Consider the following 14109-nt stretch of genomic DNA (forward strand, 5'->3'; position numbering starts at 1 on the left):
CCTGGCCATGCCTCACACTCGAAAGGCCCCGATCAACTGCTTCAGCTCGATCACTTGCAAGGACAACTGCCGGCTGGCCTCTTCAGTCTGGTGCGCGCCCTGCGCTGCATGTTCACCGGCGCGATTGATCTCGACGATGTTCTGATCGATGTCATGGGCCACGGCAGTCTGCTGTTCGACGGCGGCGGCAATCTGCTGGTTCTGGTCGACGATCATGCCTACCGCGCCGAGGATGTTTTCGAGGGCCTGCTGGACTTTTTCCGACTGCCCCACCGTGCCATTGGCCATCTCGTGGCTGGTGCCCATGGCCTTCACCGCAGCGCCGACACCGCTGTGGAGCTTGGCAATCATCTGCTCGATCTCTTCGGTGGAGTGCTGGGTGCGCCGGGCCAAAGTGCGCACTTCATCGGCCACCACGGCGAAACCGCGTCCTTGCTCACCGGCGCGCGCGGCCTCGATGGCGGCATTCAACGCCAGCAGATTGGTCTGTTCAGCAATGCTCTTGATCACTTCCAGTACGCGACTGATGGATTGGCTGTCGATAGCCAATTGGTTGATGACCCGTACCGATTGATCGATCTCCGAAGCCAACGCCGCGATACTGCCTTGCTGGGACTGCACCAGGCCGCGTCCGCTGACGGTTTCATCGTTGACGCTGTGGGCGCTGCTGACCGCCGCCGCTGCACTGCGCGCCACTTCCTGGGCAGTGGAGGACATCTGGTTCATGGCGGTCGCCACTTGCTCGATCTGGCTGCGTTGGCCGGACACGGCCTGGTTGCTGCTGGCCGAGACTGACTCCACTTGCCCGGCCTGGTGTTCGACCTGGTTGACGGTGTGCCCTACCCGCTCGATCAGGTCATGGATCTTGGCCACGGTAGCGTTGAACACCTGGCCCAAATCCCCCAGTTCGTCGCGGCTGTGGGCGATGAAGGTGACGGTCATGTCACCGGCCGCCACCTTGTCCATCGTCGCCCCCAGGCGGCGCAAGGTGGTGCGGGTGGAGGCGTAGAAACCGGCATACAAATAGAAGATCAGCAAAAACACCGACGCCAGTGCCGCCACCAATCCGATCATGTGCGTGCGGTTTTCTGACAGGCGTTGCTCCAGTTGCTGCTCGAGAAAGGTCAGGGTGGCTTCGTCGAGCTGATAGGTCTTGGCCATCAACGTGCTGACGTCGTCGTAGAAGCCTTGCCATGGGGCGTCGAGGGTTTCGGCCACCACGACCTGCTCTTCGAACAACTCACTGCCTTGCTTGAGGCTGGCCTTGCTCGCGTCCGCCAGGCTCGCCAATGCTGCGTGGGCGGGCTTGCTGGAGCCGAGGGCATCCTGCAGTTTCAGGCCGTATTCCGCCTGGAGCTTTTCCAGTTGCTGCAGCAGCTCGTCAAAACGAGTGCTGGACGACGAATTGAGAAAACCCTGGCCCAACGAATAAGCCCCCATGGCCCGGCCTTCCCCCAGGGTCTGGGTGACTTGTGGGGTAACGCTGGTGATCAGTTCACTGAGTTGGCGCAGGTCGCCCTGGGGGTCACGGCTCAAACCCGACTGGCTGGCGATGATCTGGCTGAGCATCTGCGCCTTGTTGAGGAGTTTGCCGATCAGCGCGCTTTTGCTGAGCAGTGAAGTTTCCTGTTGCTGGGCCTTGAAGGCGGCGATCATTTCATCGCGCTTGGCTTCGAAGGCGGCGGCCTGTTCTGGGTCGGCGGACAGGGCGTGGAAGCTTTGCAGGCGCTGCAGCAGGCTGTCTTCGAGGGCGATGATTTTGTTTTCGATATCACCGGCCTTGCCTGATTGGCCGAGGGTTGCGTTGATCTGTACCTGGTTGTTCAGGGTTTCCAGGTCACGGCGCAGGGCCAGGCTGCTGCCCAGCAGGTCGAGGCTTTGCAGCTCGATGCGAGTGCCCTGGAATTCACGCCAGGAATCGCGCACCAGGTAGTAGTTGGTGGCCAGCATCGGCAACAGGAACAGCACGCTGATAAGGCTGAACTTCATGCCGAAGGTCAGGCGGTTCATGAACGCGACGGCGGGATAGAGCAAGCTCTTCACAGGTGAACTCCCTTTTCTTTTATTTTTATTGAGGGCGCAGGGCGGCGGCAGATAGCCACTATTTGGCGCTCTGTCTGTATAGCTCAATTCGAAAAGGAGGTTTGTAACTTAAGGTTAACGAGGTAGGAGCGAGCTTGCCCGCTCCTACAGGGGGGGCAAATCAGGGCAGCACGGTCCAGATGGCAAAGCCGGCGTACCACAGCACGGCGGCACGCAGCAGCAACTCCCAGATACGATCAAGGCTGTTGATGCCCTCGGCGCCTACCACCGGTGACGGGATCTCCGCGGCCACCAGGCCCACCTTCTCCACCAGTTGCGCAGCACTGATGTCCCAGCTCAGCAGCTCATGCAGCATCACCCGGCCGACCGCCACAAAGTTGCCGACCAGGGCAAAACTCGCCGCCAGCAAACGTACCGGCAACCAGTCGAAGGCATGGCGCAACTGCCCGGCACGCTCGGCCACCAGCGGGTTCTTGCTGTTCTCGGTCGCCAGCGCCAGCAGACGGTAGGCCAGGGCGGCCACCGGCCCGAGGAGGAAGTACCAGAAAATCACCGCGAAGAAGCTTTGGTAGGCCTGCCACAACAGATGGCCCTGGACCCGCTCCAGCAACTGTTCACCACTGTCGGCGCTGATGCTCAAGTCACGTTCGGCCACATGTTCGGCCGCTTGCAGGTCACCCCGGCGCCAGGCATCACGGAACGGGCCCAATCCGGCCAGGAGATCGCCACGGCCCAGGCTGTAGATCACCACCAGCAGGTGCACCGGCAGCGCCAACAGGCCATAGGCCACTGGCTCCAGCACCAGCAACAACAGCGCAAGCAAGCCCACCGGCAACAGCACCAGCAACGTGAGGATCAGCCACGGCTGCTTGCCCAGGCTGGCGCTCGACTCCAGCTTGGCCAGTTCCCGCAACCAACCGCCATCACGTTGTATACGATGACGCAGGGCCGAGAACTTCTCGATCCATACCGCCAGCACCAACACCAGAAAACTCATTGTGCGTGTCCTCCATCCTGCAAGGCGCTGCGAAAGCGCGCCCAATCAAATTCGGGTCCGGGGTCGGTCTTGCGTCCCGGGGCGATATCGCTATGGCCACAAATGCGCTGGCGGGTAATGCCCGTGTACGCCGCCAACAACTGGCGCGTCAGGGCGATCAGGGATTGATACTGGGCATCGGTGAAGGGCAGGTCATCAGTGCCCTCCAGCTCGATCCCCAGGGAAAAGTCGTTACACGTCTCACGCCCCTCGAAGCTCGATACCCCGGCATGCCAGGCCCGGTCCCGGCACGAGACAAACTGCGTCACCGCGCCATCACGCTCAATCAGAAAATGCGCAGAAACCCGTAGGTCGGCAATACCTTCAAAGTAGGGATGTTCCGTGACATCCAGGCGATTCTGGAAAAACTCGTGCACCTTGCCGGTGGCGAATTGCGCCGGTGGCAGGCTGATGTTGTGCACCACCAACAGGGAAATCTCGCCACCGGGGCGCTCGTTGAAGTTGGGCGAGGGGCAATGGCGAATGCCCTGGCACCAACCGCTGGCGGGGTCCAACTGCATACTGGTTCCTTGAACGAGGCTGGGGTGACTCAGTATGCCGCGTTCCGCTGTCTGGTTGCGATCACTTGGCGCGATGAAGTTGGCGCAGGTTGCCAATCACCGAAGCCAGGGCGCGGTCGAACAACAGCGCATCATCCAGGGTTCGCACCGCGCCACGCTTGAACTCCAGGGCCAGTTCAAGCGGATTTTTTTCCAATACCTTGAGGCCGGTTCGATTGACGAAAATGCAGGTATTGCCCGGCGCAATAATCGCCGTCAGCTTGCAACGCAGGGTGTTTTCGGCGTCTTCCTGAAATTCCACCCAGCAACCGATCCGCAGTTGCCGAACCTTGAGCAGGTCGGGATCATCTTCCGGCAGGCTCGCCTCGATGGCCGGTGCCGCGGGACTGAGGACGAATGCCTCGCGCACCTCGACTTGCGACAGCGACGGTTGTTCCTCGGCACTGCCCCGGAACGACTGGACATGCAGGGTTTGCAAGCGGGTGAAAAATTCCCGGGTAATGAAGGGATCGAATGCCGCGCCGCTCAACCCATCGCGCAAGGCTTTCAGCAAGCCTGGCAACTGCTCCAGCAGGTGCCGGCCGGCTTCGGTGTCTTCGCTGAGGCCGACACTCCAGATCAACTCGTCCATGGTGCGCAACCCGGCCAGCCATTGTGGCGAGTGCTCGCCATGCTTCAGGCACGCCAGCAACAGCACCTGGCTCCAGGCCTGTTGCAGGAACTGCACCACGACCTCGGGCAGTACTTTGCCCAGCAACCGCAGATTGAGGGCTTCGGCTACACGCTGACGAGCGATTTCGGTACGGGCGCGCCCTTCTTCCGCATCGCGGGTACGTTGCTCCAGCAATTCGCTGCGGCGTCGCTCGTCATGGGTAAACGCGGTGAACTCGGTCAGGAGCTGGGAAAAGATCGCCGGATCATCCACAAAATCGTTCAACAACCGCTGCACCACCTGCTCGATGTGCAGGTACAGGCTGTCGCGCTGATAATCGTCGCGCTGGCTCCAGCCCATGGCCGCCGAAGCGATTTCATTGAGCAAGCGTCGCGCCGGGTGATTGGTGCGGCTGAAAAAACTCTTGTCCAGCACCGCCACTTTCAGCATCGGGATCTGCAGGCGCGCGATCAGCGCCTTGAGGGATTCGGGCACCGTACCGTCATTGAGGATGAACTCGAACAGCATGGCGATCAGGTTGATCACATCCTCGTCCGCATCCTCCACCACCCGAGACTTGCCGCTCTTGACGCTGACCCGGGTCAGCAATTGTTCAAGCTGGTTGCGCAGGTCGAAATCATCCTCGACCTCAGGCTCAGGCACATATTGCTGCAAATGGGAGAGCAGGCGCAGCAAGTCACGGGTGGAGATGGGCTGGGTCTCCGCGCTGGCTTCCAGCGTGGGTGCCACGCTGCCGCGCACTGCCGACAGCAATTCCTGCAACGCCGCGAAAACTTCCTGGCCGCTGTCGTCTGCCGGGTGTCCGGCAATCGGCGGGGTGTCTTCAGGCAACTCGGCCGTGGCGACGGCGCGCCGCGATGGCACGGCCTTGAGTTCGGGCAATACGCCGGTGGCGATCAGCAACTGATTGGCTTCGCCGTACAACAGATCAGCGTCACTGAGCACGTATTTCTCAAACAGCTTGAGAATGATCAGCTTGACCCGGATTTCCACGCCAAGGCTGCGTCCTGCTTGCAGAAAAAACGCGCACAGCATTGCCGGGCCCAGGGGGTTGTCCCGATCATCCAGGCGTTTGTCGAGCAAGGCATTCAGCCGGGCTGTCAATTGCCCAAGGGCGAGCCCGTCACGGCGCAGCACCTTGCCCAGCATGGCCTCGAGCGCGACGGCTTTTTCCAGCTCATCGCCCGAGACCCCGGGCGCCGCGGTGTAGGACACCACCGGAATCAGTTGCAGCTCACCGCGCTCCACGTTGCCAAGATTGGCAAACGCTTCGTAGAGTTGCTCCATGAAGCCACGCTCGAAATTCTTGCGCTTGAGGCGCAGGTCGCGCATGGCTTCAAAGAAAATACCGTGGTCGACGTTACTGCGGGTCTTGTCGGCCATTTCGAACAGGGTGTCGTCGGCGTTATCAAACAGCTCCTGCAGTCCCTGCCTGAGTTGCTGCGCCGCCTTGTCACGGACCTGGAGCAACACCACCGGCAGGCGGGCGAGCGGCGATGGCGTCGCCCGTGCCTTATTGATCGGCACCACCTTCCCGTCATTGTGCATCCTGGCCTCCTGAAACGGCGGTATTCGATTGTGTGAAGGATCGGTGCAGCAACGGTGCGAAGCACGCCGGGGCACTGCGAAAATCGGGCTATCACCGTGACGTCAAAGCTATGACGCCAATTGCAAGGCGCGAGATTATCTTGCAAATGAGGGTTGTTGCGCCAGCGAACTCTGTGATTGCCGTGTAAATGAACATCGCGCACCGCACCCGTGGTGCCAGTTGCCTTGGGTTCAGGCCCGCCCTGCCCCTATAATCCAGGCACTTTGTTTGTGGAGCCTGTTATGCCCAATCTTCGTCTAGCCGACCTGACCGCCGAAATCGAAGCCAACGTGCGTCGCGCACTGCTGGAAGACATCGGCAGCGGGGATATCACCGCACAACTGATCCCCGCCGAACGCCTGGCCAAGGCCACGATCATCACGCGCGACGCCGCCGTCATCAGCGGCACGGCCTGGGTGGAAGCGGTGTTTCGCCAATTGGACCCACGCGTCGCGGTGCATTGGCAGGTGCGCGACGGCGAACGTGTCAGCCCCAACCAGGCGCTGTTTCACCTCGAAGGCCCGGCCCGCTCGCTGCTCAGTGGCGAGCGTTGCGCGCTGAATTTCCTGCAACTGTTGTCAGGCGTTGCCACCCGCGCCCAATACCTGGCGGACTTTGTCGCGTCCACCCAGGTCAAGCTGCTGGATACCCGCAAGACATTGCCCGGCCTGCGCCTGGCGCAAAAATATGCAGTGACCTGCGGTGGTTGCCACAACCACCGCATCGGCCTGTATGACGCGTTCCTGATCAAGGAAAACCATATCGCAGCCTGCGGCGGCATTGCCCAGGCCATCAGCGCCGCCCACAAGATCGCCCCGGGCAAGCCGGTGGAAATCGAAGTAGAAAGCCTGGAGGAACTGCGTGAGGCACTGGCGGCGGGCGCCGACATCATCATGCTGGATGAGCTGAGCCTGGATGACATGCGCGAAGCGGTGCGCCTGAACAACGGCAAAGCCAAGCTGGAGGCCAGTGGCGGGATCAACGAAAGCACCCTGCTGCCCATCGCTGAAACCGGCGTGGACTACATCTCCATCGGGGCGATGACCAAGGATGTGAAGGCGGTGGATTTGTCGATGCGGCTTAGTCTCTGAAACGCCCTTGAATGTAAGCGCCTGCTTTTGTGGCGAGGGAGCTTGCTCCCGCTGGAGTGCGCAGCGCTCCCAAGGTTTTTGGGGTCGCTTGGCAACCCAGCGGGAGCAAGCCCCCTCGCCACATCAAACTTGTGTCAGATCGCGAGATTGTTCATCCCGCAATACTCGTTCCAGTCGACACCCAACACCTCGGCCGCTTCCTTGTGCAAAGCCAGGCGAGCCGCCTCGAACGCTTCGGGGGTGGAGGTGTACTTCAGGGTCAGTTCCCATGGCTGCAGGCCCTGGGCCTCGGCCTCATCCTCAAACGCCCATTGGATCTGGTCCCTTTGATCATCGGCGCTCAGGTCCTTGATCTCATCCAGCAGTTCCGGCGATTCCGCGACGTACTTTTTGAGGGCTGCTTCGTGCCGCGCTTCCTGGGTCATTTCTTGTGTGGTCATGTCGTTCTCTTAGATCGAGGAATGGGGATGCATCTGGGTCATCAAGGTCGCGCAGATACAAAAGAACAGGCATGAATACCGGTTCGTCTGGCCTTCAGAACCATTCTGGGATCATCTGAAAACTGTGTTGCCTTTGTGCCCGAGACAGGAATCGAACCTGCGACCTTCGCGTTACGAGTGCGCTGCTCTACCGGCTGAGCTACACGGGCGGTGGGCTAAAGCTAGCACTGCCTTGGACGTCCGGCAACTCACTGCATTTCGAGGGCAATCACACCTTGCACCCAAAAGCGTGGCTGCAGGTGACCGTTGCCCAGGCCCATGTAGCGCTCGCTGCGCTCCGTGAGTCGGGGCACGTCACGAATCGCGACGAACACCAGCAAGCCCACGGCCACGACGCTCGCGGCCATCCACACCCTGTACAACGCCGGCACCGGGGCGACCGATGGAACGCGCCACACATGCAATCCCATCAGCCAGCCAACCACCAGCGCCAGCCAGAGTTGCGACACCGGCATCACGATCACCCCATCCACCTGTGCCTGGGCCAGTGCACCGATCAGCGAGGCAAACAGACACAGGCGCAGCAGGTCCACGGGCGCCAATGACAACGCACGCTCACGCAACACGCCCAAGGTTGACCAACCCGCCCACGCAACCAACGCGATCACGCACAGCGTCGACGGTACGCCCCATTCGCTGGCCCACTGCAGAATCGCCTGGTGAGGGTGAGCGGCAATGTCATTGGCGATGTCGGCAAAATGCATCGGCCCGAAACCCAGCCAGGGCCGCTCGATAATCATGCTCCAGGCCTGCCACCATATCGGCCCACGCCCCGAGAGGCTGGTGGTCAGTCGGTCTACGGCACCATTGGAAATTACAATCCCCAAGTACCCTGCCAGCACCGTGAAGACCAACCAATACAACACTAACCCACAGGCCAGTGCCGCCAACTGCCAGCCCAGCCAACGACGCCCCTGCGGCCCCAGGAACATCAGCACGCAGCCGGCAGCGCCCATACCGAGCCAGGTGCCGCGGGTACCGCCACCGATCGCGATCAGCCACCAGACACACAGCAGGGCGAACACTGCGCCCCGCGCTGGACGAGCGACGTTTGAAACCAGCAAGGGAAGCGCCAGCAGCGGCAGGGTGAAGGTCTGGAACTGACCGTAGAAACGTTTATTGGAGAACCCGGACAACAGCAAATCGGTATTCACGATTGCTTCGCCGCTGGTGAAGGCGAGGACCCCGGCGTGCAGATATTGAATGCTTTTAACCGTGCACAGCAGCAATACGAACAGGACCAATACACGATCCAGGGACTCATCCCCATTGCGCCTGGCCCGGCTGAAAGCCACAGCAGTGGCGCAACAACTGATGAGCAGCGCCAGCTCGGTCAACGCCCAGAGTGGCTGGTGGGCCAACAGGGCCGAAACCAGCCCAGCGCCCCCAATCAGCGACACCCCGAGCGCTGTCGACCTGTCGACGCATCGCTCTGCCCGCGGCAAGCACAGCCCATACACCACTGCACACAGCCCCACCGATATCTGCACCGCACGTTGCCAGTCATGACTACTGAAAGGCGCGCAGATCGCCAGCATCAGCAGACACATAACCACGATGAGGAATATGTTCCCCCGCTGCTGGACAGACGACGTCATCGGCAACCTCTACTTCCTTGTGATGGGCGTAGAGCGGTTTACACACACGCTCTTCCTTGCTGCGTAAACAGTAGACGACCTGATGATCACGCGCCGCCGGAAGCACAACCTTTAGCGGCGTATTGGTCTTCTGCCGTGGTGGTGCACTTCCAGCCGGTTGTGGCGCTACGGGTCAAGGTGATGATCTTGCCCAGGACCGGCGCGGGTGCATCGAGGATTTCACAGGCAATCGTGCCAGCACCGGTGGCGATGTCGCCGGTCACGTCAATCTTGCAGTTGGCCGTTGGGCTGGTCCCGCCAATCAACGCCAGGGTCGGTGGCGTCCCCTGGTTCAGCGTGTCTTCAAAGCCCGCCTTCAACGCGGAGACTTCGGCCAGCCCTGCGGTGAACTTGGCCTTGGCCTGGTGCTTGGTGTACATGGGCAGGCCGATGGTGGCCAAAATGCCGATGATTGCCACGACGATCAACAATTCGATCAAGGTAAAACCTTTCTGACGCATCACATTCACTCTCCAGAATAAAACCTTTCGCGAGGCGCATCCTGCACCCCGTCTCGGCAACCGCGCCAGTGTACTCACCCCCGCGCAACCAATGCTGAACAAGACGCACAAACTGACATTTTTTCGCTCACGGCGAGCCTGCCCGAATCCGTCACCTGACTAAGCTATAAATCTTCCACTGTCTGTGTGCGGAACCGTGAAATGAATGATGTTTCAGCGATCTATGCCTGGGAAGGCGTCAACCGCAAAGGGCGCAAGGTATCCGGAGAAACCCGTGGTCACAATCCCGCCCTGATCAAGGCACTGCTGCGCCAGCAAGGTATCAATCCTGGGCGCGTACGCAAGAAATTCGCCAGTTGGCCGAGCCTCTCCCTGCCGGTCAAACCGGCAGAGATCGCCCTATTCACCCGCCAACTGGCGACGCTGCTGAAGGCAGGTATCGCACTTTTACAAGCGCTGGATATCATCGCCGAGGGCTTCGACAACCGGCATATGGGGGCGCTGGTACAAGGCTTGAAGCAGGAGATCGCCGCCGGCAGCAGCCTGGCTGTCGCCTTGCAGAAATACCCACGCTACTTCGATGATCTGTACTGCAACCTGGTTGCGGCGGGTGAACAGGCGGGCGCACTCGAAGCGCTGCTGGAAAGGGTGGCCATTCACCTGGAAAAAAGCGAACAGCTGAAAGCCAGAATCAAGAAGGCCATGACCTATCCCGTGACGGTACTGGCAGTCGCCACCGCTGTCAGCGCAATCCTGCTGATTCACGTGGTGCCGCAGTTTCAGGGGTTGTTTGCCGGCGTCGATGCACAACTGCCGGGCTTTACCCTGGGCGTCATCAGCCTGTCGGAGTTCATGCAGCAAAGCTGGTGGATGCTGATCCTGGCCGCGGGTGCCGGTTTCGCAGGAATGCGCAAAGCCTATCGCTCGTCCACAGGCTTTCGCCACTGGCTCGATGCCAGTTTGTTGAAAGCTCCCGTGGCAGGCACACTGCTGAAAAAATCGGCGGTCGCCCGCTATGCTCGCACGCTCTCGACCACCTTTGCGGCGGGCGTTCCATTGGTGCAGGCATTGGATTCCGTGGCCGGCGCCACGGGTAACGGGCAGTTCAAACAGGCAATCAATCGTATGCGGCACGACGTTGCAACCGGAATCCAGCTGAATGAATCCATGGCCATAAGCGGCCTGTTTCCAGGCATGGCGATCCAGATGACGGCTATCGGCGAGGAGTCGGGCACCCTCGATAACATGCTGGAAAAAGTCGCCTGCCACTACGAGGCTGACGTCGATAACCTGGTGGACAACCTTACCAGCCTCATGGAGCCGCTGATCATGGTGGTACTCGGCGGCATCGTCGGGGCATTGGTGCTGGCCATGTACCTGCCGATCTTTCAACTCGGTACAGCCTTTTGAGCACGCCACTGACTGAGATCCTCGTTTATCAGCCGTGGGTGTTTGTGTCAGGCGCGTTGCTGCTGGGCTTGATTGTCGGCAGTTTTATCAACGTGCTGGTATGGCGCCTGCCGAAGATGCTGGAACGTGAATGGCGAGCCCAGGCCCATGAAGTACTGGGCCTTCCCGCCGAGCCCATCGCGGCTCCCTATAACCTGATGCGCCCCAACTCCTGTTGCCCACACTGCAGCCACCCGATTCGCCCCTGGGAGAATATTCCGCTGCTCAGTTATGTACTGCTCAAGGGACGTTGCTCAAGTTGCCATCAACCTATTGGCGCGCGTTATCCCATCACCGAACTGGCGTGCGGGCTGATCTCGGCGGTTGTCGCCTGGCATTTCGGTTTTGGCTGGGCAGCCGGAGCGGTGTTGTTGTTGAGTTGGGGCTTGCTGGCGATGAGCCTGATCGATGCAGACCACCAACTGCTGCCGGATGTGCTGGTGCTGCCGTTGCTGTGGCTGGGCCTGATCCTCAACAGCTTTGGCGTTTTTGTTTCATTGCCCGATGCGCTGTGGGGCGCGGTAGCCGGTTACATGAGCCTGTGGTCGGTGTTCTGGGTGTTCAAGCTGATTACCGGCAAGGACGGGATGGGGCACGGGGATTTCAAGCTGCTGGCCATGCTCGGTGCCTGGGGCGGCTGGCAGATCCTGCCGATGACGCTGTTGCTGTCTTCCCTGGTGGGTGTGATGGGAGGCCTGATTCTATTGCGCCTGCGCAAAGCCCAGGCATCCACTCCAATGCCTTTTGGTCCGTATCTGGCAATTGCCGGCTGGATTGCATTGCTCTGGGGTGGTCAAATAACCGACTTCTATTTGCAGTCTGTCGGTTTCAGATGACCACTTCTGTCGCAACACCCTGGATTCTTGGCCTCACTGGCGGCATCGGCAGTGGCAAAAGCGCGGCCGCCGAACACTTCGTCCGGCTTGGCGTGGACTTGATTGACGCCGACCACGCCGCGCGCTGGGTAGTCGAACCCGGGCGCCCTGCCCTGGCGCAGATTGCCGGGCATTTCGGTGCGGGTGTGCTGCAGCCTGACGGGCAACTGGACCGCGGCGCGTTGCGCAAGCTGATCTTCGAAGTGCCCGACGAGCGCCGCTGGCTGGAGGCGTTGCTGCACCCGCTGATAGCCGAGGAGATTCGCAGCCACCTGGCGCGTGCACAATCGCCTTACGCGATCCTGGTGTCACCGCTGCTGATCGAGTCCGGCCAGTACACCATGACCCAGCGGGTGCTGGTGATCGACGTGCCGCAATCGTTGCAGATACAGCGTACCCTGCAACGCGATGGCATCAGCGAAGCGCAGGTGCAGGCGATTCTCAAGGCCCAGGCCACCCGTGAAGACCGCCTGCGCCATGCCGATGACGTGCTGGTCAATGACCAGGACCTGGCCCGGCTGCACGCCGAGGTCGAGCGACTGCACCACTTTTACCTTACTTTGCGTGGAGGCCGATCATGAGCCAACCCTTGAACGTCGAATGCCCAACCTGCGGCGCACCTGTGGAATGGAAAGCAGAAAACGTCAACCGTCCCTTCTGTTCGGACCGTTGCAAACTGATCGACCTGGGCGCCTGGGCGTCCGAGGAACACAAGATCCCGGTCAGTCCGGACGCCGAGGACGACCTGTTCTCCGAAGACTTTCAGCCCAAACACTAAGGCCGCATAAAGCCATAGTCCTGCTGGTCGTCGAGATTCTCTGCAAGGTACTGCAGCTCGTCGGCCAGGTCTTCAAAACTGCGCACGCCCTTGCTCTGCTGCACCACCGCACTGAGCATGGCGCGCAGGGTCAAGCCCGGATCAAAGCCGATTTCCTGCGCCGCGTCCTGGCTTCTGCGTAACTCCTGCCGTGCCCACTCGTACACACTCATGATTCCGTGCTCCTGGAAATTTTGCAGAGCATGCGACCACTTGCGCGTGCGGCATTTGACCTGGATCAAGGCCGCGGATCGTCATCCTTCCAGGGCGCCGAGAGGTAGCGAGTGCGGTTGAATGTCTCCAGCCACTCGGGGCAGAACACCACCAGGGCGCTGATCACCATGCCGTTGATAAAGGCCTCGGGGAAAATGATCAGCCACAAGTAGCCGACAAAATCCTCGATCCATTCCGGCATCGCAAAACGGCCATCGAACCACAGCAGCCCCAGGCCTGCCAGCAGGCACAACAAGGCCGACAGTGCGGCGGCGAAAAAGCCCGAACAGAAGATATACACAAAGGGATTGCGTGGCCTCGCCCGCTCCACCAACAGCGCACAGCCTTCGGTGACCAGCACCGGCAACAGGATCAGCAGCATGCCGTTGATCCCCACGGCGGCCAGGTCCTGGCGGCCGAGCAACACCAGGCCGAGCTGCGCGGCAAAGCCTCCGACAATCGCCAGGGGCCAATCGAGCAACAAGGTCACGGCGGTCATGCCGATGAAGTGATAGGACACCCCGGTGTCGAAATCCCGGCGCACCAACCACAACATGAACAGTGCGAATACGGTGCCGAACAGCAAGTGCTGGCGTCGGCGGTCGGCAAACAGCTCGACCCACGGCGAACGCAGGAGCGCCCACATCACCACCGGCGCATACAGCAGCCAGCCGATGCTGAGGGTTTCCGGCGCCAACACCGCTGCGCTGATCACGGCTGCACCTGCTCCAGGGCCTGGCGCAGTTCAGCGGCGGAATCGTATTCGTGCTGCGCCACCAGCGTCCCGTGATCCAGTTGCAGCCACAGCACTTTATCCACAGGTGCGGGATAGCGCGGGCTTACACGGGCATCGCGGTCGAGCATGACGCGATAGTTGTAGGCCTGCATCGCCGGCACCGCGAACATCTTCGCGATCAGCCGGGGCATGCGCTGGATATCGGCGAGAAACACCGCATGCCGAGCCTCCAGGTAACCCTTGGGCCGGCCTTGCAACGCTGCGTCGACGATTTTGGCGGCGTCCATGCTGCGCGCTACGAGCAAGGTTTGCGCCTGGTCATCCAGGGTGTAGGCCTGGTCGAACTGATCAAGCAACGTCCAGGGTGCAACGCGCTCACCCACTTCGACGGCTTGGGCCCACACGGGCAAAAGACTCAAGAACAGCACCACAAAACACTTCACTGCATACTCCTCATGCCACGGGAAAC

General features: G+C 60.8%; 15 protein-coding genes, 1 tRNA gene and 1 pseudogene. 5 read left to right on the forward strand and 12 right to left on the reverse strand.

All coding sequences use genetic code 11. The features are described from left to right. Positions 1-12 precede the first annotated feature (12 nt). The 5 genes and pseudogenes from HX869_RS31880 to HX869_RS22665 all read right to left on the reverse strand — a co-directional run bounded on the left by HX869_RS31880 (position 13) and on the right by HX869_RS22665 (position 5821). The gene (locus tag HX869_RS31880; protein ID WP_371135982.1) at positions 13-942 is read right to left on the reverse strand and encodes a methyl-accepting chemotaxis protein; all 930 of its coding nucleotides are present in this window, start codon (positions 940-942) and stop codon (positions 13-15) included. Beyond that, positions 919-2010 (reverse strand): annotated as a pseudogene (locus HX869_RS31885) (methyl-accepting chemotaxis protein); the annotation flags it as partial. The pseudogene HX869_RS31885 and the gene HX869_RS31880, both read right to left, overlap by 24 nt. A gap of 193 nt (positions 2011-2203) precedes the next feature. Next, positions 2204-3040, reverse strand: a complete 837-nt coding sequence (gene ampE, locus HX869_RS22655) for a regulatory signaling modulator protein AmpE (RefSeq protein ID WP_178903669.1) — start codon at positions 3038-3040, stop codon at positions 2204-2206. Further along, positions 3037-3600: a 1,6-anhydro-N-acetylmuramyl-L-alanine amidase AmpD gene (gene ampD / locus HX869_RS22660; RefSeq protein WP_003215934.1), complete on the reverse strand. Its 564-nt coding sequence runs from the start codon at positions 3598-3600 to the stop codon at positions 3037-3039. The genes ampE and ampD overlap by 4 nt, the downstream gene beginning before the upstream one ends. A gap of 61 nt (positions 3601-3661) precedes the next feature. Continuing rightward, positions 3662-5821: a DUF1631 domain-containing protein gene (locus HX869_RS22665; protein WP_087694621.1), complete on the reverse strand. Its 2160-nt coding sequence runs from the start codon at positions 5819-5821 to the stop codon at positions 3662-3664. Positions 5822-6103: 282 nt separating this feature from the next. On the opposite strand from HX869_RS22665, the gene nadC reads away from it, so the two are divergent. Then, positions 6104-6952 carry a carboxylating nicotinate-nucleotide diphosphorylase gene (gene nadC / locus HX869_RS22670; RefSeq protein ID WP_008437288.1) on the forward strand — a complete coding sequence of 283 codons (849 nt, stop codon included), beginning with the start codon at positions 6104-6106 and terminating at the stop codon, positions 6950-6952. 134 nt (positions 6953-7086) lie between these two features. Here the strand turns inward: nadC and HX869_RS22675 are convergent, their stop codons facing one another. From HX869_RS22675 to HX869_RS22690, 4 genes are all read right to left on the reverse strand, one after another. Then, the gene (locus tag HX869_RS22675) at positions 7087-7392 is read right to left on the reverse strand and encodes a DUF6388 family protein (RefSeq protein ID WP_008437299.1); all 306 of its coding nucleotides are present in this window, start codon (positions 7390-7392) and stop codon (positions 7087-7089) included. Positions 7393-7528: 136 nt separating this feature from the next. Beyond that, positions 7529-7601 (reverse strand) — tRNA-Thr (locus HX869_RS22680). Positions 7602-7640: 39 nt separating this feature from the next. Next, complete coding sequence (locus HX869_RS22685; RefSeq protein WP_178903670.1) at positions 7641-9050, reverse strand: O-antigen ligase; 1410 nt, start codon at positions 9048-9050, stop codon at positions 7641-7643. Positions 9051-9136: 86 nt separating this feature from the next. Next, positions 9137-9550, reverse strand: coding sequence for a pilin (locus tag HX869_RS22690; protein WP_087694624.1), 414 nt, complete (start codon positions 9548-9550; stop codon positions 9137-9139). 201 nt (positions 9551-9751) lie between these two features. Between HX869_RS22690 and HX869_RS22695 the strand changes: the two genes are divergently transcribed. The 4 genes from HX869_RS22695 to yacG are packed head-to-tail and all read left to right on the forward strand — an operon-like array spanning position 9752 to position 12652. Further along, positions 9752-10960: a type II secretion system F family protein gene (locus HX869_RS22695; protein ID WP_218646314.1), complete on the forward strand. Its 1209-nt coding sequence runs from the start codon at positions 9752-9754 to the stop codon at positions 10958-10960. Further along, on the forward strand, positions 10957-11835 hold the full coding sequence (locus HX869_RS22700) for an A24 family peptidase (RefSeq protein WP_372865587.1): 879 nt from the start codon (positions 10957-10959) through the stop codon (positions 11833-11835). Before HX869_RS22695 ends, HX869_RS22700 begins: the two co-directional genes overlap by 4 nt. After that, complete coding sequence (gene coaE, locus HX869_RS22705) at positions 11832-12455, forward strand: dephospho-CoA kinase (RefSeq protein ID WP_008437307.1); 624 nt, start codon at positions 11832-11834, stop codon at positions 12453-12455. Before HX869_RS22700 ends, coaE begins: the two co-directional genes overlap by 4 nt. Beyond that, positions 12452-12652, forward strand: coding sequence for a DNA gyrase inhibitor YacG (gene yacG / locus HX869_RS22710; protein ID WP_003215918.1), 201 nt, complete (start codon positions 12452-12454; stop codon positions 12650-12652). Before coaE ends, yacG begins: the two co-directional genes overlap by 4 nt. Here yacG and HX869_RS22715 read toward each other — a convergent pair. The 3 genes from HX869_RS22715 to HX869_RS22725 all read right to left on the reverse strand — a co-directional run bounded on the left by HX869_RS22715 (position 12649) and on the right by HX869_RS22725 (position 14083). Continuing rightward, positions 12649-12864, reverse strand: coding sequence for a hypothetical protein (locus HX869_RS22715; RefSeq protein ID WP_003215917.1), 216 nt, complete (start codon positions 12862-12864; stop codon positions 12649-12651). The two genes, yacG and HX869_RS22715, sit on opposite strands and share 4 nt — an antisense overlap. Positions 12865-12929: 65 nt before the next feature. Further along, a complete protein-coding gene (locus HX869_RS22720) occupies positions 12930-13619 on the reverse strand; it encodes an energy-coupling factor ABC transporter permease (RefSeq protein ID WP_177020439.1) in 690 nt (229 codons plus the stop codon). Continuing rightward, entirely contained in the window at positions 13616-14083 is a 468-nt protein-coding gene (locus HX869_RS22725; protein WP_178903671.1) for an FAD/FMN-containing dehydrogenase, read from the reverse strand. The genes HX869_RS22720 and HX869_RS22725 overlap by 4 nt, the downstream gene beginning before the upstream one ends. Positions 14084-14109 lie beyond the last annotated feature (26 nt).

Origin of the sequence: Pseudomonas sp. P7779, assembly GCF_013386315.1 — a bacterium.
Taxonomy (GTDB): domain Bacteria; phylum Pseudomonadota; class Gammaproteobacteria; order Pseudomonadales; family Pseudomonadaceae; genus Aquipseudomonas.